Annotated in this window: 18 protein-coding genes and 3 tRNA genes; 10 read left to right on the top strand and 11 right to left on the bottom strand. The window is 36.5% G+C overall.

Annotated elements, in window-relative coordinates:
- The first annotated feature begins 4 nt into the window (after positions 1 to 4).
- Together LN995_RS01000 and LN995_RS00995 are read left to right on the top strand one after the other, a co-directional pair.
- Entirely contained in the window at positions 5 to 2191 is a 2187-nt protein-coding gene (locus tag LN995_RS01000; RefSeq protein ID WP_229957499.1) for an AAA family ATPase, read from the top strand.
- 1 nt (position 2192) lies between these two features.
- Complete coding sequence (locus LN995_RS00995; protein WP_229957497.1) at positions 2193 to 2687, top strand: hypothetical protein; 495 nt, start codon at positions 2193 to 2195, stop codon at positions 2685 to 2687.
- Positions 2688 to 2827: 140 nt separating this feature from the next.
- Here LN995_RS00995 and LN995_RS00990 read toward each other — a convergent pair whose 3' ends face one another.
- The 8 genes from LN995_RS00990 to LN995_RS00955 form a co-directional block, all read right to left on the bottom strand.
- Positions 2828 to 3778 (bottom strand): protein kinase domain-containing protein, encoded by a 951-nt coding sequence (locus LN995_RS00990; protein WP_229957494.1) that lies wholly within the window; start codon positions 3776 to 3778, stop codon positions 2828 to 2830.
- A gap of 12 nt (positions 3779 to 3790) precedes the next feature.
- Positions 3791 to 4882, bottom strand: coding sequence for a DUF262 domain-containing protein (locus LN995_RS00985; protein ID WP_229957493.1), 1092 nt, complete (start codon positions 4880 to 4882; stop codon positions 3791 to 3793).
- 56 nt (positions 4883 to 4938) lie between these two features.
- Positions 4939 to 6039, bottom strand: coding sequence for a phosphoadenosine phosphosulfate reductase family protein (locus LN995_RS00980; protein ID WP_229957491.1), 1101 nt, complete (start codon positions 6037 to 6039; stop codon positions 4939 to 4941).
- Positions 6032 to 9241 carry a hypothetical protein gene (locus LN995_RS00975; protein WP_229957489.1) on the bottom strand — a complete coding sequence of 1070 codons (3210 nt, stop codon included), beginning with the start codon at positions 9239 to 9241 and terminating at the stop codon, positions 6032 to 6034. The genes LN995_RS00980 and LN995_RS00975 overlap by 8 nt, the downstream gene beginning before the upstream one ends.
- Positions 9231 to 10151, bottom strand: a complete 921-nt coding sequence (locus tag LN995_RS00970; protein ID WP_229957487.1) for a DUF4007 family protein — start codon at positions 10149 to 10151, stop codon at positions 9231 to 9233. Before LN995_RS00970 ends, LN995_RS00975 begins: the two co-directional genes overlap by 11 nt.
- A gap of 777 nt (positions 10152 to 10928) precedes the next feature.
- A tRNA-Arg gene (locus LN995_RS00965) sits at positions 10929 to 11002 on the bottom strand.
- 69 nt (positions 11003 to 11071) lie between these two features.
- Positions 11072 to 11145: transfer RNA gene (locus LN995_RS00960), tRNA-Pro, on the bottom strand.
- A 108-nt stretch (positions 11146 to 11253) separates the two neighbouring features.
- A tRNA-Ser gene (locus LN995_RS00955) sits at positions 11254 to 11340 on the bottom strand.
- 336 nt (positions 11341 to 11676) lie between these two features.
- On the opposite strand from LN995_RS00955, the gene LN995_RS00950 reads away from it, so the two are divergent.
- The 4 genes from LN995_RS00950 (at position 11677) to LN995_RS00935 (ending at position 14750) form a co-directional block, all read left to right on the top strand.
- Positions 11677 to 12648: a VWA domain-containing protein gene (locus tag LN995_RS00950; RefSeq protein ID WP_229957485.1), complete on the top strand. Its 972-nt coding sequence runs from the start codon at positions 11677 to 11679 to the stop codon at positions 12646 to 12648.
- Positions 12645 to 13610 (top strand): aerotolerance protein, encoded by a 966-nt coding sequence (locus tag LN995_RS00945; RefSeq protein ID WP_229957483.1) that lies wholly within the window; start codon positions 12645 to 12647, stop codon positions 13608 to 13610. The genes LN995_RS00950 and LN995_RS00945 overlap by 4 nt, the downstream gene beginning before the upstream one ends.
- A gap of 83 nt (positions 13611 to 13693) precedes the next feature.
- Positions 13694 to 14236: a heme NO-binding domain-containing protein gene (locus tag LN995_RS00940; RefSeq protein WP_229957481.1), complete on the top strand. Its 543-nt coding sequence runs from the start codon at positions 13694 to 13696 to the stop codon at positions 14234 to 14236.
- Between the two features lie 55 nt (positions 14237 to 14291).
- Positions 14292 to 14750, top strand: coding sequence for a PaaI family thioesterase (locus tag LN995_RS00935; RefSeq protein ID WP_229957479.1), 459 nt, complete (start codon positions 14292 to 14294; stop codon positions 14748 to 14750).
- A 129-nt stretch (positions 14751 to 14879) separates the two neighbouring features.
- Here the strand turns inward: LN995_RS00935 and LN995_RS00930 are convergent, their stop codons facing one another.
- Together LN995_RS00930 and LN995_RS21820 are read right to left on the bottom strand one after the other, a co-directional pair.
- A complete protein-coding gene (locus LN995_RS00930) occupies positions 14880 to 15197 on the bottom strand; it encodes a hypothetical protein (protein WP_229957477.1) in 318 nt (105 codons plus the stop codon).
- Between the two features lie 856 nt (positions 15198 to 16053).
- Entirely contained in the window at positions 16054 to 16179 is a 126-nt protein-coding gene (locus LN995_RS21820; protein WP_262910376.1) for a hypothetical protein, read from the bottom strand.
- A 367-nt stretch (positions 16180 to 16546) separates the two neighbouring features.
- Here LN995_RS21820 and LN995_RS00925 point away from each other — a divergent pair, with 367 nt between their 5' ends.
- From LN995_RS00925 to LN995_RS00910, 4 genes are all read left to right on the top strand, one after another.
- Entirely contained in the window at positions 16547 to 17731 is a 1185-nt protein-coding gene (locus tag LN995_RS00925) for an acetyl-CoA C-acyltransferase (RefSeq protein ID WP_262910375.1), read from the top strand.
- A gap of 161 nt (positions 17732 to 17892) precedes the next feature.
- Positions 17893 to 18333, top strand: a complete 441-nt coding sequence (locus LN995_RS00920) for a hypothetical protein (RefSeq protein WP_229957475.1) — start codon at positions 17893 to 17895, stop codon at positions 18331 to 18333.
- Between the two features lie 89 nt (positions 18334 to 18422).
- The gene (locus tag LN995_RS00915; RefSeq protein ID WP_229957473.1) at positions 18423 to 19742 is read left to right on the top strand and encodes a toxin-antitoxin system YwqK family antitoxin; all 1320 of its coding nucleotides are present in this window, start codon (positions 18423 to 18425) and stop codon (positions 19740 to 19742) included.
- Positions 19743 to 19986: 244 nt separating this feature from the next.
- Complete coding sequence (locus LN995_RS00910; RefSeq protein WP_229957471.1) at positions 19987 to 20454, top strand: MaoC family dehydratase; 468 nt, start codon at positions 19987 to 19989, stop codon at positions 20452 to 20454.
- Between the two features lie 134 nt (positions 20455 to 20588).
- Here LN995_RS00910 and LN995_RS00905 read toward each other — a convergent pair whose 3' ends face one another.
- Positions 20589 to 21398 (bottom strand): multidrug transporter, encoded by an 810-nt coding sequence (locus LN995_RS00905; RefSeq protein WP_229957469.1) that lies wholly within the window; start codon positions 21396 to 21398, stop codon positions 20589 to 20591.
- Between the last annotated feature and the right edge of the window lie 317 nt (positions 21399 to 21715).

The raw sequence follows: 21715 nt of genomic DNA, 5'->3' as shown, positions 1-21715 counted from the left end.
ATTTATGATTTTACAGAGTATTGAGTTGAATAACTTTATGTGTTACTACGGTGAAAACAAGTTTGTCTTTACCGAGGGCATAAATGTTATCATAGGAGACAATGGTTATGGAAAATCTAAACTTTATGACGCATTTTACTGGGTCATGTACGATAGATGCTTCGATACTTCAAAAAAAGAATTTAGGCAGACAAGTCATCTTAAAAGGTTGATAGTTTCTGATAAAGCTTGTAAAGAAGTCGTTGATGGTTCAGTTACTACATATGTTAAGCTTACTTTTCACGATCAAATTAAAGACAGTGTTTATATAATCGAAAGGTCTTACAAAATTCACAAGAATGGCGATGAAATTAGAGAAGATAAGGATAGCCTGCAAACTATCTATAAGAAAGATCTAGCCTATTTGAATGCTAGAGAAGTAGATGATCCTTTTCAAATTGATCAAATCAAAAACCTTATACTTCCAGAAAACATTAAACCATATATGTGGTTTCAGGGGGAGCAGGTTGAGTCTATTATTGATTTTAATAAGCAAGACACGTTAACACAGGCTATCAATGTACTTTCTAACATAAGTAGATTTGATGACATCAAAGAGTTGGCAACCAGCCTTAACGATAATGCAGCTGCTGAATTAAACAGAAAAGTTCGATCCTTAAGTAAAGATAAAGGAAAGAGTGAACAGCTTGAGTTAGATAGGCAAACCCTAATCGAGCGGACTAAGGGATTACAGGTTCAAGAGTTACAATTAAAAGATAGCTTAGCTAAAGCTGAAGAAAATTCAGAATTACTTATCAACAAGCTAGAAGAGGCTCAAAAGATACGACAGTTAGAGGAGAAGAGGAAGAATATTGAAAAACAGCTATTAGAAGTTATTGCTGAGCTTGACCAAGAACATACTTCGCTTCATAAGAAAATGTTTACCAATAAATGGGTATTGAAGGGATGTGAACATTTATTTGAAGATTATAGCAAAAAGTATTCAGACTATGATTTCAACAAGCTGAAGAAGAAAGCTGAATTACAGGCTAGAATTGATGCAGAAAACGCTGTTTTGGCTGAATTACAAACGCGGCTACCTATCGATGTGCCTGAGCCTATTTATGTAGAGAGGATGTTGGAAGATGAACATTGCCTTGTTTGTGACAGAGAGGCAAAAAAAGGATCCGAAGCCTGGAATAAGATCAATGAATTACTTACAAGACAAACTGCTAAACTACAAACACTCAGTCCTGAAGATATTAGTACACATAATTTTAGTGGAGACTTTAAGAAGCTATATCAAAATGGCTTAGGGCTGCAATACAGTATTGGCAATGTTGATAAGGATATTGCAGATACATTTAAACGTCAAAGAAGAATTAACAATAAGAGAAAAAATTTACATACAGAATTAGTAGCAATTGAAAGCCAGATTCAGAATCTTATTTCTGAATCTGGTATAGGTATAAACGAAGCTAAAGACTTGCTTAGTAGTTACACTATTCAAAACGACTACGCTAAGAGCTATCAAAGACAAGTTTCTGATTTAGAAAACAAAATCAGAAACAATCATGAGAAGCTAAAGACTATTGATGAGCAACTTAATTCTCTAGTAACAGGAGAGATTCCTAGATCTTTACTTAGTAAGGTTGAGGTTTTGAAGGATTTCGAACATGTAGCAACAGCTACCAGAAATAGAGTATTCAGTCAGTTAGTCAAGATGCTAGAGGTTGAAGCGAATCACCATTATAATGATATGACTCAAAGCAATTTATCTGCTAGGGGCATCATTAAGTTGAAAGAGTTAAGTAATGGTAACTTTATGCCAGAACTTGTCGACAGTGATGGTAACGTTCTCCTCCAGTTAAATACTGGTAACATTATTCTTATCAAATTAGCCACTATAATGGCTATCATATCTGCTAGACAGGGGAGCAGGGCAACAGATTTATACACGTTAATTACTGATGCTCCAATGTCCGTTTTTGGTGAAGATTACACCATTGGATTCTGTAAAACAGTCAGCAAAGTTTATAGGCAAAGCATTATTATGAGCAAAGAGTTTTACAGGAATGAGAACCTAAGAAATGAACTTTTAAATAACCCTGAAATTACAGTTGGAAGAGTTTATATGATTACTCCATCTATACCTGAAACAGAGCGATCAAATCGCGAAAGCTTAACAACAAACATCAAAGCATTAAATTAAAATGGAGTTTCTGAAGCGAATAAAAGATAGAGCGCCAGAATATGATGCCTCTTTTGAAGAGATAATATTAGACTTCACCTTAGAGCAAGGTGGCAAGATGGGTACGTCTACAGAAGCTGATAAATGGACTAAAGGCAAATACTTCTCTACGAAGTATGAAATATATATGTATGCTGCGTTGCTAGGGCTTAAAACAAACTATTCTCTACCCATTTCTTATGGAACAGAAAAGAAGAAGTTTATAGAAATGCGTTCTTGGCAGCCAATGGAAATTACAGATTTTGTTATCATGGCTGTTCTTGCTAAATCAGATATTGACTTTAACGAACTTGAAAACTTAGAAGAAAAGGAAATCGAAAAGAAGCTTACTGAAATGAAGTCCATTTTAGAAAGCTATGCTAATGGTGGCTTTGATATGATTAGAGCAAAGAGGGATGCAGATCCTGCATTCTTTTTGCAAAATGAAAATTGTTTTCTTGATTTTTTGGAGCAATAAGCTTCTTGAAATATTACCCCCTATTAGTACTACTCAACATAATATTAATAGGGGGTAATAAAACTGAAAATACGATTCTACTGTATCAATACTATGGGAAGTAATTATGCAAAAGAATAGTATAATCTAATAAAACCTATCTATGCAGCATAGTATCTTTGGGCTATTGGTTCCAATTGCTTTTTAACAGTTGGTAGGTCTAAGCGATTTTCTTTAGACTGAAGTAGCATCCCTCGAAGGAGATTAAATAAATCATGATCATCCAACAAAAAATCTGATAGATCTAGTTGCCCAACTGGAATCCTCCCAACAAAAATATACCAGAATAATTTTCCTAGTTGGAAAACATCAGATTTTTCATCTATCAAAGAATTTGAGGATTCTTGATAATTAGAAGTTTTCTTTTTCCTTTCAGCATAATATTTATTCATCACCTCAGGTGATTCCCACCCAAATGCTCCAATCCTATTACCATATTCATTAAGAGTATCATTCTCTCTATGCCTAATCAAACCTAAATCCCCTACTTTACATTGCCCCCCACAAATTAACATGTTGTCATGTTTGATGTCACGATGGTAAATTCCAATTTTATGCAAATCCTCTATACCACGGAGTATTTCTTTACAGAGAACGATCTTTTGTTGTGTTCCTATCTCGTTTTCTGATAGATGATTAGTTAAATCATTACTTGCATATTCCATGGTATAGTAATGATAGGATTTTGTATCAATTATTATAGTACCAGATGAGTGTATTTGAATAACTCCTCTAGACTTAGCCGACTTAGCTTTCTTTAGAGCAGCAATTTCCCGTAAAAATCTTTTGCGCAGAATAGAATCTCTCTTCTCTTCAATAGGATAATTACATACTTTTAAAACTAGTGTATACTCATCAACTTCTCTAATGTCAGGATCAAGTAATAAGAATACATTAGAATGACCACCTTTATTACCTGGAGAGGTTAAATTAAGGTATTGTAACTCATAATCTACGCCTTCGAGCGCTATATAATTTTCATAGACATCATCTGATAATATTATCTGCCTACCTTCAAAATGTAAATCTTGTGATGTTACTATAGTTGACATAGGAAGATTAAATTATTGTTCATTAATAACTTTGAGTTTATCAATGTCGAAAACACAGAGGTCATACTTATTTACAACACTGTTCTTTGTTAGCTCAAAAAAATCTATTATATCCTTTTGTGTTTTGCTAATGTCACCATTGTCACCTAATAAAATTTCTGATACTATTCTTAAACGGTTTTTTCTTGCATCTTTTGAATTTGATTGAGTTACGCAATTTCTAGCATACTCTCTAAGTGGGGGGCAAGTGCTTGCAGATGGAGAAACTTTAGGAGCAAGTTCTAAGAGAACTGAATATAAATACGTGAAGGCTTCTAGGCTTAAAGTTCTATTTTCATGTATAAAATTAAATAAAGTAAAAAAGTCATTCCTTTGTCTAAATCTCGTTTTATTAAGCTTACAAATATCATTGAAGCTAGCTATTATCTTTATAGTCTCTGCAAATTTTTCCTTAGTCGTGTTATACTGCTCTTCCGTTATATCTTTTTCATAATAATGATCAACAGCATCTTTTTTATCATAAAGCTCATTCTTAAGCAAATATGCAGTCAATTCTGAAACTAAGTCAACATCATTCATTCTGTTTGATGCTGTTTCTGTAAACAAGTTTAAACCTTTGAAGGTTGAATTACTAGCTAACTCTTCATTTAAACTCAAATATTTCGTTTCATAAAACTCTGCCTTATTAAGCTCAGGTTTGTTCATTTTAAGGCCAGTTTTATTGACCTTAGCATAAAAATCTTCGATAGATTCATGTTCTGATATATCAGAAATGATTGTAACTGTAAGTTTGTATTTGTAGAATGCTTTCTCTTGTTCTTGTTCTTCAGCGTTTAGCTGCTTAGAAAAATAATTAGAGCCAAAATAACCTAAAATAGTGCGAATTCTTTGTTGTCCATCGACCACCTCTAGTTTATCGGTACTAATTTCGTACATAAAAAGATTAGGTAAAGGATAGCCTAATAAAATTGATCTAATTAAATCATCTTGATCTTTTTTTGACCAAATAAAATTTCTTTGATAAGGTGGACTCAATACCAACTTTTTTTGTTGGTGTTTCTCAATGAGTTCTTCTATCGTCCATTCTGTAGTAAAATATTTCATTTTGTTACCTTATTGTACATGAACTACATCTATGATAAATTGCATCTAACTATAAATTAAATGAAACAAGCTGCACAACCTTCACCTTCAGAATCATCCAAAATATCTAAAAGGTACTGTGATTTAATTGGTGTAGCTTGCTCTTGACGTTTGATGTAATCTTCCTTTATTTGTTTTATTCTTTCTGGCCTAATCAACTCTGAAAGACTTTCTTTTTGGTTCCAATTATAGCCATCCTTCTCATACTCTACTGCTTTTTGATATAGCTCTGGATGCTGCTCATAAAGCCAAACCCATTCAATTTTTTGCTGAAAGAAACAGAAATAACAGCCAGAGCGACTACGAGAATATTGCCCTTTTTTGCCTCCTTCTTCGAAATCTACTTTTTTATAGTACGATGGCACACCTACACCACTTTCTTCTAAAATTCTGAAGACATCATCACGTACTATCACATCTTCATTATCAAGCAGAGGAAAATCGCTTTCCTTTGCTAAAGGGTAACTAGTTGTTTTTAAGAATTCAAATATGAGATAATTTGTCTCCTTAACTCCCTGATTAAGTAATTCTGAAAGCTTACTTTGTTGATTGTATTTAGGAGTAACCTCTTTTGCAAGGACATCTATGAAATCAGCCTTTTTCTTTCCTAAATATACAGTATCAGTAAGTGCAACAGCTTTCTCTAAATCAAAATTTAAGAATTTTAATACAACATCTTCACTCCAAATATTTTGGCGATAAGGGAAAATCGACTGGATATTTGTACGTCTTGAAATATACCCCTCACGATCTTCGTCACCACGAATTCCTACATAAGAAACTACAAGATCTTCTCCAACATACTTCTCAAAAGGCTCCAGCTTAAGCTTCTTCGTACACCAACGCGACATAGACGAAGGTAAATAACCACCGTACGATTGCAAAAAATGGTCGAAAGGATCTAAATGACTTCCTTCTGCACCCTTTAATATTTGAATTGGTTTACCCAGATATATTTTTAGATTCTCAATCAACTGATATGTTTCATCAAGCTCTTTACCTGTATCACTTGTGTAGTACTCTATATCAAGGTTAGGGTACTTATCTTTCATATAAATAGCTAAAGCTGCGCTATCCTTACCCCCTGATATCCCTAATACATGTCTTATTTTAGCCATTCTGAATCAATTCTTTAAGTAGTTTAGCTAAAGCAGCGATATTGACTCTTGAGTCACTTGACAACGATTTCTCAAATGTCTTCTTTACCTCATTTATCTCTGATGCTTTATCCTTTGGTAATCTAACTAAACTCTTCTTTATTCCATCAACAAAAGTACTGAACTGGATACCTAAAACTTCTTCCTTATCGTCATTTATGTCTTGTTTAGAAATTTCTGTAAGGCTATCCAGTTCTAAGATCAGAGATCCAAACTTGTTATAGAGCTGCATCTCTTCCTTATCGCTTATAGTATCAAGAGGTTTGCCTATTATTGCTTGACACAAAGATTCTAACCAAGCTTTCCTTTCATCTATTTCTGAGCCTAAACGTTGGACAAAAGTTTTTTGATAGCCGACTAACATATGTTTCTTTAACTTCTTGAACCTCTTTTGTAGTTGCTCTTTATATTCTATAAAAGAAAGGCTGTCACCAATAATCTCGCTTTGTATGTACTCCTCAATCCTATTTAATAACCGATCATAGCTTGTTCTTAACTCTGTAATAGCCTCTTGTAACTTTGGAACATATTGATTTAGTGAAGAAGCATTCTCCTGGAGTTGCTGTGTTGACACGCCAAGAGCTGCTGGAAAAGCAACAAAGAAGGTTTCTTCAGGGTCTTTCGATTTAATGATAGCTTCTCGAATAGCTAAAGCCTCTTTTGTTAATCTGTTCGTATTCTTAGAGTACTCTGGGAGTTGCCTATAGAAAACAAGGAAAGGCTTGATTGTTTCAATAAACGCCTGATTTGAAAATATTTCTCTTGTCTCTTGGTTAAGGAGTACTCTGTAGCTATTGAATAGGTCTAGTTTTACTCCTTCTAAATCAAAAGCTTTAATCCAATAATCTTGAGGGTCTTTAGAAATGAGTTCTAAAGTTTGTTCTGTAAGTTCAGGTATATATCCATCCTTGCCAAACAAGGCAAAATCATGTCTCTTTAAGAACAAGAATACTGGGATCCACACGGAAATTAAGCCTTCCTTCAACTTAAAAGGCCTTCTTCCTAATCCTTCGGCAAATCTCTTTAGATTTGTCTTTTCTTTCTTTGCTTCCTCTAGGAAACTAAGACTGTGATCCCAAACGCCTTTGAAGGAAGACTCAGCAGCAATGCTAATTTCTTCCCCTCCGATTTCTAGACCATTAACCTTTAATAGTGTAATGTAAATAGTTTTCTCAGGCGGAAACTTGCCTGGAGCAAAAGCTAAATCTATATTGTTATGATGTTGTACTAGAGCTTCAAAAAGGTTTTTCTTAGCTGAATGTATAGCAGTAGAAACTTTATGCTTGTTTACTAGCTCATTCTTAAAAATAGGTGCCTTTTTATATACTTCCTCACATATATCTGATAGTAATGAGTTGAACAGCTTCTTGGAGTTTCGTCTAACTTTTTGACCACCCCAATACCAAATTATATCTGAGCTCTTACTATATAGATTATCAACCAAGTAATGGTTTAGAAGCTTCTTCTGATGTTCAATGATACCACTTAACTCTCGCTTCGCCACTCTATCACCTTCGTTATCTTCTAGCACCTTTTTACTCTTCTCAATATCTAGTAGTAGCTTCTTTATATCAGCTGAGTTTTGATAATAAGCGTACAGAATAGCCTCTTTTTGGCTCTCTGAAACTTTTTGAAGCTCATCAATGCTTAGGGATTCATTGAATATAAGATTGATGAAACCATCTACTTCTCCTTTTGGCTGGGTATCAATAGGAGAATCAGATATAACAAATTCAAAAGCTCTCGGAGTACCTTTTTTATAAGATTCAGCTTTAGCTAGAACAGGTGGTAATGAGATATACTTTTCTAATGCTGACTTTATATTTTTGATATCACTTACTTTTCCAACTGCTTCCTTCATTGCAGCTTGGATATCAAGATCAGTACCCTCAAAAAGAATATACCTTTGGCTATAATTGCGGAAGAATATGATCTTCTTTGTTTCTAGATTCTTTAGAAGGTCATCAGCATTTGGAATTCCTAAGCTTAAGGATGCATAGCTTGTCCAGAAGTTTCTGTCCAAAACTGCACCAGAGGCAGCAAATACATTTACTAAACCAATAGCTTTAATTAACTTTATATAAGCTGCTAAGTCAGTTGTTAACTCTCTCTCTACAATCTCTAAAGAAGACTTTATTGAAGCCCAAGCTGCAAAGTCATCATTAAACCTAGACGTTAAGTACGAATAGAAATTAAAATGTAAGTAGTCATACACATTAGCTAGATTGTAGAAAGGATCTTGTGCTGTCCTATGGTGTGCAAGGCTCGTATGGTCCGTACTTTCAAGAAAAGAAAACAAGGACCTCTCATTTTGTCCATAACGCTGTAGCGCAAGTGTTAGCACATTAGCTGATATTAAATCCAAAGGATATACCTTGGAATTTAATTCTTTACTAAAGCCTTCATTATAGCTAAAGGCTTTCGATTCTAAAAAGAGATCAAAAGAGTGTGTAAGGCTATTCTGATTAGTGTTAGTCTTTCTTGCTTCAGTTATGTGCTCAGAAGCTAAGTACAGCAACTGCTCAACAGGCTCATTGAAAGTCACATCTCTGAACCTTCCTTTAACTTTTGTCCACTCCTGCCTTTGCGAATCAGATAGTGCATATCCATAACTTTCAAAGCTTTGGTGAATCGTTGTTATGAGCACAAAGTTGTACTTAGTGTCATTTGCAAGTTCAGCAAGCTGTTGAATAAAGTAAAGCTCTCGCTCTGGCTTATTTTGCGCAGCATATTCAAGAAGTTTACCGAATTCGTCAATCACAATAAACAGCAACGGCTGACTACCTAAGCTTTTGTAGAAGCTAACTAACTCCGTAAGAATGTTATCAGTAACATCTGTATCAACAGTTATGTCTAGCTGATTAGCAAAGGTCTCAATAATGCTCTTGTAAGAACCTACAATTTTGAGTGTCCCAAAGTTCTGATCCTTTATGAAGGGCACACTAAAGTAAGGCTTAGTGCCCTTCAAGCTTAGCTCAAGTGCAAGAAGAAATGAAGACTTACCTGTGCCGTAAGAACCAATTAAATTAAATGAACGAACTCCATTTCTAAAGTCCTCAATAATTTGGCTTACTGTACGCTTTGTGTTAGGTGTAGGTATATATGTAACTTCTCTATCAATATCACGAATGATATTGATAGAGGGGGTGTAATTATTTCTCATAATAAGAAGTAAGCATTTCTATCGGATCAACTTTTCTCTTGAACTGTAATTCTTTGATACCTGCGTGATCAGTATAGATGATGTCTGAAGGGTATTTTTCTTGAGCTTCCTGTATTTTTGACACAAGGCCAGCTCGGCTCAACGCAAATACGTTTCCAGGACTATTAAAATCATTCTCAAGCGCTGGTAAGCTTATAGAAGTGCTGTAATTAGAGTTATCAAGTATAGAGTAAAGTAAAATTTCTACGGGTAAACTCTCTCTCTCTCTGTTATTAATGAAAAGGAGCTGTCTTGTCTTCTTCCTCGTTTTATCAGAATCGGAGCTTTCTTCTCTTTGTACAGTACCTACCAAGTGCAAGTCAGTAAGTATACCTATAAAACTATCATCAAAATTTTTATAATCTTCTGCAGAAGACACATACATCTTCTTGAAGATATCAAAGTCACTTTGGATTGTATTAGAGTTAAAATTGAGACCAGGAATCACATCTGATTTTCTCTTGATGAAAGCTTCATAGTTATCAGAGTTAAATTCCTGCCTTTCCTTTCTAAACTCATTAAATATCAAAGAATAGGTAGAAGCGAAATTTGTCTTAACTAAAAGGTAGTGTAATAGCCAAAGACTGGCATCGTCTTCCAAGTACTCATCAAACCCCTTATCATTCAATAAAAGCTCTCCAACTTCCGTTATTTGGTCTTTAGCGTCTGTTATACCAAAAGCCTTAAGCCAAAATCGAATAGAGGCAACCATGTTTTTACCAACTCCTAAATCTATTACAGCATCCTCATCTGTAAAAGATTTGTTAAGTTGTAAGTAATCATACCCTTTCTTAAGCCATAGATGCCTGCACTGAAATTTCTCGTGTCCTGAAAAGGTGTATTTTATTTGTGGGTCTCGCTCTAGTATCATAATAAATTAAAACATCATAAAATCTGCGATGCTTTCAAACGTGCTTAACAAAGATAGCAAACCTATATCTTTGTGCCCACATATATTAAGGAATTAGGACTACTGCACCCTTAAAAAATTATTGATGGCACTCGACAACTAATTCATAATCAAAAGCCACTTTGTACTTCCATTTAAGATAAACTAGTATTCAATAGTAAAGAATTGGTGTGGCACATTCTCTGCAGCTACCAGTAAACATCTATAATATACAAGCCTTCCATCTAATATATACATCTCGAAGTTGATTATATATGATTTCAGTTCCTTAGGCTTAAGTGAGAGATACTATACCGAGAAAAGGAATAAAAGAAAGCTAAAGAACTGAGCTGTAATTAGAGAATTAAAAAACAAGCTAAAAAGTAGTCTACCTTAGTGATGAATCTAATTAAGACACCTCCTACTTAAGAGTTTCAAAGGCGAGCAAATTTTATTGAGAATATCTGTTTAGGTTAAATCTTACATCACCATCCCAATAGAAACTCTTATTTCTCAAATTGTTTGCGAATAAAAAAGCGTCTATACTCTGAATAAATAGTGTGGGCACTTAAATATCAATGTGGCCCACTTAGGGTAGAATCAGGCACCTAATGATTATGAATCAGCAGTTGCGCTACTATACCCTTATCCTTACTGCTAATATCTAAATCTTTTCAAACCTAAACTTGACCTATAACTTGACCTAACAAAAAAAGCACCTGTAAATATTTGATTTACAGGTGCTTTTTTTGTTAAATGTGATCCCGTTTGGATTCGAACCAAAGACCTACTGCTTAGAAGGCAGTTGCTCTATCCAGCTGAGCTACGAGACCAGTGTTTGTGGGAAAGTAGTGAACTTCCTATAAACAAAAAATTTCGGAATTACTTCCGAAATTTTTAAGTCGGGGTGGCAGGATTCGAACCTACGACCTCCACATCCCAAATGTGGCGCGATACCGGGCTACGCTACACCCCGAACTTTGCTTTTAACCAGTTAACTTTAAAAGTTTAGTGGTTAATTGCGGTGCAAAACTAAGTGAAGTTTTTTAGAAATCCAAAATGTTTTTCTAAATATTTCCACTTGCGGAGAGAGGGGGATTCGAACCCCCGGTACCCTTACGAGTACGGCAGTTTAGCAAACTGCTGGTTTCAGCCACTCACCCATCTCTCCGTGGTACTTTCTGCTAAAGTGATGCAAACATATAACATTTGTTTGAACTAAACAACACTAATACTTAAATTTTGTGCATTCAACGCCTATTCTATCCCTGATATTAGCTTAACAAGAACATAAACTCCTGATTCTATTAAGCTTCCTCTTCCAAGGTGTTTTCTAAAAAAAAATTAAGTTTTATATGTTATCAGTTAAAAGTACTTTAAGCGTTATTGCTTGACAATATTACACAAACGTTGCTGTATCAGCATCTGTATTTAGGCAATTGTAAAGCAGCCTTTAGTATATTTGCAAGCTGCAACACAAATTATATTTGCAGACTTTTTTAAATCCATGACCTGGTACCAAAACATTACACTACTTGAAATTCTTTTTGGAACGCTGTTCCTAGGACTTTATGTGGGGTATTTATTACGAGTAAGGCGAGTCGCAAAATTTTTCCGGCAGTACCCGCACAGCATTTGGATTAAGTTTATCATACGCCACCTGTATGTTGTGCTTATCCTTATCTCTATACTGGGGCCATCGTTTGGCGCTATGAAAAAGGAAATAAAAACAATAGGCAAAGATTTATACATTGCTGTAGACCTCTCTAGGTCTATGGACGCAATCGATGTACAACCATCAAGACTTGTTAAAGCACAGCATGAAATGTTGCGTCTTATCAGTAGGTTCAACTCCGATCGTATTGGTCTGCTTATATTTTCTGACGAAGCTTTTATCCAAAGCCCCTTAACCTATGACCAAAACGCACTGGAACTTTACATACAGACACTGAGAACAAGCCTCCTCCCCTATTCCGGCACTAACTACGCCCCAGTATTACAGCTTGTACAGGAGAAGTTTAATGTAAACACCTATCCGGAGCAGGAAGAGCAGAAAGCACATGTGCTGGTACTTATAAGCGATGGCGAGGATTTCGGAGAAGCTACAGAAGTGATGGCAGAACGCTTAAGAGAATCAAACATTCGTGTGTTTACCTTAGGTATTGGAACAGCAGAAGGAAGCCGAATACCTATCAGGCAAGATTTTAAAAGAGACAACGATGGTAAACCAGTTATTACAAAGCTAAACCCAGAGCCTCTTGTTCGCTTAGCAGAGCTTACAGGTGGAAAGTACTTTGAGGTAACAGACCGGATTAGTGAAGTTAGTAGCCTGATCAATGCCATAAATAACATTGAGGGTGAACTACGGGAAAGCAAAACAATAGACGTAACAGCTAACAAGTATGTATATCCGCTTGCACTGGCTCTTCTTCTTATTGTGTTGGATGTGTTGCTAACAATTAAAATCATCCGGATATGAGGCTTTTGCTCTATATCTTGTTTCTGGTCAGCTTGCTTAATGGAGGCTTACAAACGATATCAAGAACAAATCGCTTCACCAAAGAGGCCGCTGCTGCCTATGCTCAACAAGACTACATTAAGTCAATCACAGCTTATGACTATTTACTAAACGACTTAGAGGTTGAGGATGACCAGATCCGGCTCAACTTAGCTCACTCATATTACAGAGCAGGCATGTTAACCAAGGCACAGGAACAGTACCGTTTATTAGCAGATAATCCTTCCCGTTACCTCCACTCAGTTGTTCACCTACAGCTTGGGAATATAGCTACTTCACAAAATAAATTTAAGCACGCAACAGCTTTATACAAACAGGCACTGGAGTCTGATCCTTCAAACGAAAGTGCCCGTTATAATTTTGAGCTGCTCAAAAAATACCTGCAATTACACCCTGAGCAGGCTGAAGATGTCGGACAGGACAAGTTACCTGAGAATCAAGAATCAAACCAAGAAGATAGCCAACAGGCTCCCCCGCCAGTTAAAGAGAATTTAGAGCCTCAGCCAAAGAAAAAGCCTGATGACAAGGGTACAGAACAGGAAGAGATGGATAAGCCTCAATCAGACCCAAATGGTCAGAATCAGAAAAGCGGTGGTAGTTCACTGCAAGTCCCGGATCAGGATGGTCAACCGGTAGAGCAGGAAAGAGAGGGGGCTGCAGGAAGAAACCCAGGAGACACTCAGGGCCAGAACCTGAACAGCACTTACGATCAGCAGCAGCAAACTCGTGGCAGCAGTCGGGAGTACCTACCAGAGGATGAACAACGGGCACAAACGCAACGTACACGGCTGCAACAAATGAATATTAGTCCCGAAAGGGCAAAACTATTACTGGATGCCATGCGAGATGCCGAACTTCAGTACATACAGCAACTGCCAAAAAAAGCGACCCGTAAGCCTGATAAGTCTAAACCTGACTGGTAATCAGCAAAAGCTCATAAAGAGGTAACACCGTTTTAAGGTGTCGCCGCCAGTAGAAATCACCCTATACTTAATTACTGTACAGCATGCACGGTTTTATTTTTTTACAATTCAAGAAGTTTATTCAGCAGGAAAAAGGACTTCAGGCTTGGCACTCTTTAATACAAAACTCTAACGTTTCACGAGGTCAGTTTGCGGCTACAGAAATATACCCAGATGAAGATTTAAAGGCGCTGGTTAATACCGCCGCAACCACATGGAATATACCTGTTAGTACACTCCTGGAACAACTTGGTTCTTTTTTAGTACCTGATTTAATTGATATTTACCAGTTGTACATTAATCCCACATGGCGCACGCTCGACCTGGTTGAGCAGACAGAGAATTCTATGCATCGGGCAGTACGCGTAAGCGCACCAGAGGCTACACCACCTGTGTTACATGTCACCCGCATCAATGCCACTAAACTTATTATAGATTACCATTCCCAACGCCGAATGGCACAACTGGCTATTGGTATCATAAAAGGGGTCTCCACTTATTACAATGAGGCAGATAAGATAAGCATTCTTATGCAGGAGTACAGCGGCGGTGATCGTGTACAAATTGAAGTTAACTATACACCATAAAAAGCTTCTGATTATTTAGAAAAGTGTGTCTTACAAAGATAGCTCAGGGAAAAGCATGCAATATAAAGAACTGGAAATGGAAACAGAAGAACATTATCAAAAGCTTGAAATGCTTTACCATTCAGCCAATATTCAGGAGTTTTATAGTGACAGCAAAATACATGTGGCACATGAAAAAGCTGAGATCCTGTTACCAATTGAACCAAAATTTTTTCATGGATCGCAGGCTATACATGGCTCTGTGTACTTTAAACTACTTGATGATGCCGCATACTTTGCTGTTGCGTCTTTAGTGAAGGATGTGTTTATTGTAACATCTTCTTTTCAGATTAACCTGATACGGCCTGTGGATAGAGGTAATTTGAAAGCTATAGGTACCGTACGTTCTAAAGCGAGGAATCTTTTTGTAGCAGAAGCTACCTTGTACAGTGATAAAGGAAAAGAAGTAGCTTTTGGAACGGGCCAGTTTATGAAAACACCAAAAGCTTTAACAGAACTGGAAGGTTATTCATAAGTTATCCTGTTCACAAAAATAAGTTCTAAGTAACAATAAAGGCTTTAAACAAAAATTTATAGCCATGTACTGTTATTAGTGCATGGCTATAAACGTAATTATGAAAATAATACTTGAGAGCTAAATTATTTAAGCAGTTGCTGCCATAGCATTTGAACTGGTTTGATATGTCAGATTAGCGCTTAATTCAGAATAAAGCTTTTTAGCTTTAACACGCAATGAGAAACTATCAAATGTATTTCTGAATACCTCAAAATTTACCCCTTCAATAATACCATTGACTCCTGATCTTTTTAGTGCAGTAGCTAATATTTCATCTTTAATAAAAAAGCTTCGGATCACAAGCCCCTCCCTTACAAAAGAGCACTCCAGTTGATTTCCATAGTCCTTCATTAATAAGATGCTGCTGTTCATTAAGCCATCGCGGAGTTTGTCAAGTTCGTTCATAAGTAATTTAGACTATTAGCTACACAAAAATTTATATTCAGATATTATAAATGCATTATACTTGTTTCATTTACCAATTTTAGGCAAAACGTGAAGTAGAATAAAGAAGAACCCTATTAATCGTTAGTTTCTGTTATATTAATGTACAAAACAAATTATTAGTTTCCTAAACTTCAATAAAATATAATTTAAATTTGTAACAATTGTCTTTATATAAGATAACAATTATCTTCTGTTACAAACTAGGCCTTCAATTATAATATAAATCAGCACTCTATACTACAAGTTATTATTTCACAAGAAATTAGAGTTTGCTATATGCTTTTGTCAAGCCTGGTCTCCCTTTTTAACACAATACGCTTCAACTAAATCGTCTAATAAAAGGCAACTTTAACATCAATAACTATAACTACTTCTTATACGAAGGCACTCAATTTTTGTTAGTAAAACTGTGCAATTTTTGGTGATGCCAATAAAAAAATAATTCAGTGTACTTATGACAGTTTAGTAGGCAAAATTGCCATCTCTCTATAAATAACATGGAACAGGAAGCTCCCCCTCTGAACACTGTTGAGCTATAAACAGCTGCATTTTGCAAAAAAAGTATATAGTAATAATAAGGCGGCGAGGCCATTAAGAGCTTTTAGAACACCCTTTGTTATATACACGCATCAGACATAACACACATATTATCAAATAGTAAAAACATAGCAAGCATAGACTACATTACCCTTTCCTTCATTAAGCTATTATAGAATTAGTACAGCTAAGACTTCTTTAATCAGCTAATTAATATTCATACAAAACAAAAAGGGGAGCAGACTTTCATCAGCTCCCCTTTCCAAAAAGTCTCAGATTATTTATTCCGTTGCTTCGCCTGCCACATCTGGTTTAACAGACCAAAGCCATCGCCATCCCCCTGCTGCGGGTTCACCGTAAACATTACATAATTACCGTTGTTTGAAATTTCAGAGTTCCTCACACCTTTCCAGCTATCGTAGACATCGTGCGTGAGCGGCTTTTTAGCAGCTGCCTGCTGCCAGTAATAGTCGTTTCATTATAAAGTAAGTTAGGTTGCTTAGAAATTACTGATTATAAACGCCCGAGGTAACCAGAGCATAATTAGATTTATATATGCAAAAGGTTTATTTTCCAAAAAAACCTGGAAGAAAGATGCTCATAAAAGCAAGCCGCATAAAACTTGAACAACAGAGCCAACTGAAACTCGAATTAATTGCAAACAATAATCAATCTTTTGCTCTTTTGACACTCCAGTTCACCTAACAATCGTTTTGCTTTTGCACTCAATTCTCCTAATTTCACATAACTAACAAAGTATATAAGGTATTATGCAAATAAAAGAAGTCTATATTATTTCGGCAGTTCGCACACCAATTGGCAGTTTCGGAGGAGCTTTAGCCAGCCTTTCTGCTACACAGCTAGGTGCAACAGCCATAAAAGGTACTGTCAAAAAAGCAGGAATAGATAAAGCCCTAGTGCAGGAAGTAATCATGGGTAATGTTCTTTCTGCCAATCTGGGGCAGGCTCCTGCCCGGCAGGCAGCTGTCTTGGCAGGACTTGGCCATGAAGTGGAATGCACTACTGTAAACAAAGTATGTGCCTCAGGTGCAAAAGCTGTTATGTTTGCGGCACAAGCTATTATGCTGGGTCATAAAGACATAATAGTGGCTGGTGGCATGGAGAGTATGTCTAACGTGCCGTTTTACCTGGACAAAGCACGCTGGGGCGGTAAGCTGGGGCATGGGCAAATGACAGATGGCTTATTAAAAGACGGCCTGTGGGATGTATACAACGATTTCCATATGGGTAACGCTGCTGAAAACACTGCCCGTGAAATGAAAATTACCCGCGAAATGCAGGACGAGTACGCGACAGCCTCTTATAAGAAAGTAGCAGAAGCCGCCGAAGCAGGTTACTTGAAAGATGAAATTGTACCGGTGGAGGTCCCGCAACGTGGCAAAAAACCTATGCTGGTTACGGAAGATGAAGAATACAGGAAAGTAAACTTTGAAAAGATGGCTGGCTTACGCCCTGTATTTGATAAAGCCGGCACGGTAACAGCTGCCAATGCCTCAACACTTAATGATGGTGCCGCAGCCATTCTGCTTATGAGTAAAGAAAAAGCGGAAGAACTTGGTGTAAAGCCTATTGCTAAAATACGTGGCTTCGCCGATGCAGAACAGGATCCCATCTGGTTCACAACAACGCCATCGCTGGCTATACCAAAGGCACTTAAAAACGCAGGTGTTGACGCGACAGAAGTAGACTATTACGAAATTAACGAAGCCTTTTCGGTCGTGTCCATAGCTAATAACCAAAAACTAGGTCTGGAGGGACATAATGTAAACGTTTATGGTGGAGCTGTATCTTTAGGACATCCTTTAGGTGCCTCAGGTGCCCGTATTTTGGTTACGCTCTGCAACGTCTTGGACAAAAAAGGTGGCAGAATTGGCGTTACAGGTATATGCAATGGCGGCGGCGGTGCATCATCCATCGTGATAGAGAAAATGTAATCTTACTTGCGGCATATATTTTGCATAAAGCCTTACGTTATCACACGTAGGGCTTCTTTATTTTAGAGCAGGGGCAGGATAGTTTAATGGAAAAGTGAATTACTTACATTTTCTTAACACGAACTTAATTAACAGATAATGATAAACTTCCATATTTGGGTATGGAAGAACTAATCTTGACTTATTGTAGTTTGATAGGACTGATTGTCCTTGGCATGCTAGGCATGTTACTGTGTGCTGATGATAAAAGCGAATTTGGTAGAAACACATTATCATCTGTAGATAAATGGATGATGGCAGGCAGTATGATGGTAGGAATCATGATCATTCACATGAACCTGCTTACACTGCCATCCCGCTCCCATGATTTAAGCTTTATTGCAGGATTGTCAGGCTTTGCTTTTTTAGTCATCTTATTGACCACCTATACTTGCTGGACCATATTGTTCAGCAGAAAAGATGTTCAGGCTAAAGAAAAAGTTATAAGAATAGCAAAGTCTGATGACAGAACTTCCTGGTGGCATGTCTACATCAAGCAAAAAGACATGCCAAGTAAAGTTGGTCATAGTGGTCCGAAAGGTAAAATAGTGAAGCAGCCTTAGCACCAAAGTCGGGGTTTCTCTTTTGCTTTAGGGTTTTTAAACAGTTATAAAAAGGAAGCAGCAGTTAAGCTTACCCGGTTTACTTTAGTATGAATAAATTTCTTTCAGCATTGTTGGTGTTAGGCCTAATACAAACAGTGGCCTTTGCACAAAAAAAAGTTATCACTTATCACGACGAGAGTAAAACTTCAATCAAAGAAGTATACTACATCACTCCCGATTCAGCCATTGTGGGCTTCTATAAGCGCTATTATCCTACTGGTGAACAGGAAGCTCTAGCTAAATTTGTAGAAGGTAAAAAGGATAGCATCTTCACAGAATTTTATCCTAATGGAAATCCTAAAATGCAGCTAACATATGTTAAGGATGTAAAGCAGGGACCTTTTAAAGCTTATCTCCCTAATGGAAGATTACTTCAGGAAGGTAGCTTTGAGGATAATCAGCAAAGCAACTTATTCAGAACCTTTTATGAAGATGGCACGATAAAGAAAGAGGCTGAATTTGTAAATGGCTTTCCGGAAGGGCTCGTCAAAGATTATTACAAAAACGGGAAACTTAAGTCTGAAATTAACTACAAAAACAGCAAGCAAAACGGGCTTGCCAAAACCTACTTCCCTAACAGGCAGCTAGAAACGGAAGCAACCTATCGTAATGGTATGTTAGAGGGTTCTTACAAAACCTACTTCGACAATGGCCAACTTGAAACTGAAGTAACAAATGTTGCCGGGCAAAAAAATGGTTCTTTTAAAAGTTACTACCGCAACGGCAGTTTAAGCACTGAAGGAAGTTTCATAGCTGGAAAAATGCATGGACCATCTAGATCTTATTATGAAAGTGGTAAAACCCGTAGCCAAATAACATATAAGAATGGTGAGATTAGTGGCTTGGCTCAATATTTTGCAGAAGATGGTAAACTGACAAAAGAGATAAACTCCAGCAACAATGGCGCAGATAGTAAGATAACACTTTACTACTCCTCTGGAAACATTCAGGCTGAGGAGCTGTACAAAGACAAGCAGAAGCATGGCAACTGGAAATCTTATTTTGATGCACCAGGCAAAAAAGTAGAGATAACTGAAACATATGCAGCAGATAAACTAACTGGAGATCGGTTCTCATACTATGAGAATGGTCAGGTAAAAGAGAGGCAAAAATATGAAAGCGGAAAGGTTATAGCACCCAGCTACATTTACTATCCATCAGGCAAAACCAAGTCCGAAACAAACTACAAAGACGGTCTCCGCTTTGGAACTTACAAACAGTACTTTGAAAACGGCAAAACGGAAGTTATAGGTCAGTATAGAAATAACCGTGAAACAGGCGAATGGAAGTATTATAGTGAAGAAGGAAAAGTAACCCAAACTGTTACGTACCGCAATGGCGAGATTATAGAAGGGAAAGCTAAATAAACATTCTTCTTTCAGTTCAGGTGAAGCATCTGTGCCTTTATGGCATAGATGCTTTTTTTATTAAGTAGTACTCCTAACTCCCGCTGTATTGAGCAAGCATACTGAGTTAACAGAAGCAATAATATGTTATTAATTAAATTTCCTCTTTTTTCAGCAATCAAGCAAAAGAACTTACCTTTACACTCTGTACTGCTACAAAATAGATGTATCTGCAATAACACATCAAACATAATTGTTCATATACATGAGTAAACTAACAATAAAAAGCTTCGAAGAACTTGCGCAATATGAAGGAGCTGAAATGGGGTTTTCAGAGTATCATACTATCACACAGGATCAAATAAACCAATTTGCCGATGCTACACTAGATCACCAGTGGATACATTTAGATACAGAAAGGGCTAAAACTGAATCTCCCTTTAAAAGCACAATTGCTCATGGTTATCTTACAGTATCGCTTCTTCCATATCTGTGGGGACAGATTGTATCTATAGAAAACCTGAAGATGCAGGTAAATTATGAGATAGAAAGCCTGCGGTTTAACCAGGCTGTAACTGTAGATAGTCAGGTAAGACTTCGGGTAAAACTCCTTTCCTTAAAAGATCTTAGAGGAATTGCCAAAGCACAACTAGAGGTAACTATGGAAATTAAAGACAATAAGAAACCTGCATTTACGGGTGTTATTACTTTTCTGTATCACTTTAACTCCTAATAGAATTGAACTACCTATCATTAGAAATCCTTTATTTCACCTATAAGGGCGTTCTTCTGGCTTAAAAGATAAAGCAGATGCCATGAAGCATCTGCTTTATCTTTTCTTTCTTACTTGTATCTAGATCTTTGTAACTATCTTTCTTCTGAGCTATACTCAGCAACTGGTTCTTCTGCCTTTTGGGTTTGCAGTGGTTCCCGAAGTTCTACATTACCAGGGATAAACAACATTGCTACCCCATAATTATAGATATAATGAAGTAAGGCATAGATAAAGACAGTTACTCCTACCATTTCCATCAACTCTTCCAAACAGTAAAGCAACTGATTGTAAATGTGGTTTAAGCCATATAATTTAAAAAAGTATCCTTCAAACAGCTCAAGTCCAATAGCCCCACCCACAAAAAGAAAAGCTGATAGTATAAATAGATTCCTGGTAAAAGCTGGTAGCGTTATAACAAATTTAAACAAATAAGCAGCCACAGCCAAAAAGAAAAGGAAGTAAGGTACTACCCATGCCCAATGTAATAGGCCATCCAAGTCATTCTTCAACAAAGGCCTCACAAGATTTGAACTTGCTTCATGTATTTGTACACTTTCATCTAAGGCCAGGAAAGAAAAGATGAGCCCCAATACAAGCCATTCTTTTTTCCCTTTACGATTAAATTTAAGCTTGGTCGGTGCATAAATAGAGTATAAAAGTATGCTGGCAAAAAACAAAAGAAGTGATGAAAAAAAGGATGGAAGATTATTCTCCCCATTAAAATTGAAAAACTTATCTAGTAAACGGGCTTGCCAAGCATTTTCAGGCATATTATACTGTACTACAATGTTAATAATATTAAATATTAACAGCAATAATACTATTACAGAAAGGTACTTTACAATCTTTACTGGATTAATAGCAACTTTATATACATTATCAGTATCTAAAAAACTTTTCATACATTTTTTTTCACAATTTGTGATTAAGGCAAAGTAACTGCTTTAATCATATTATTACCAAATTATAACCAATTTGTTGTCAAAACATCTATATAAAATATATTCCATTGAATTAAACTATTTCTATCCTCTAACCATATCATTTATTTCTGCAACATTTACCCTATCAAATTCTCAATGCTAACCTTTTAAAATCATCTTTATTAAAAATCACCATTATAAACAGGAGAAACAGTTCACTTGCAGGTTTAACATTAACCCCGTTTTAATTTAGTTCTTATGGCACCGGTTCTACCGAAAAGAGCCAGAACAAAGCG

Origin of the sequence: Pontibacter silvestris, from assembly GCF_020907275.1 — a bacterium.
Classification (GTDB): Bacteria; Bacteroidota; Bacteroidia; order Cytophagales; family Hymenobacteraceae; genus Pontibacter; species Pontibacter silvestris.
The sequence above is the reverse complement of the archived record's forward strand: the minus strand, read 5'-3'. Positions and strand labels throughout refer to the sequence as shown.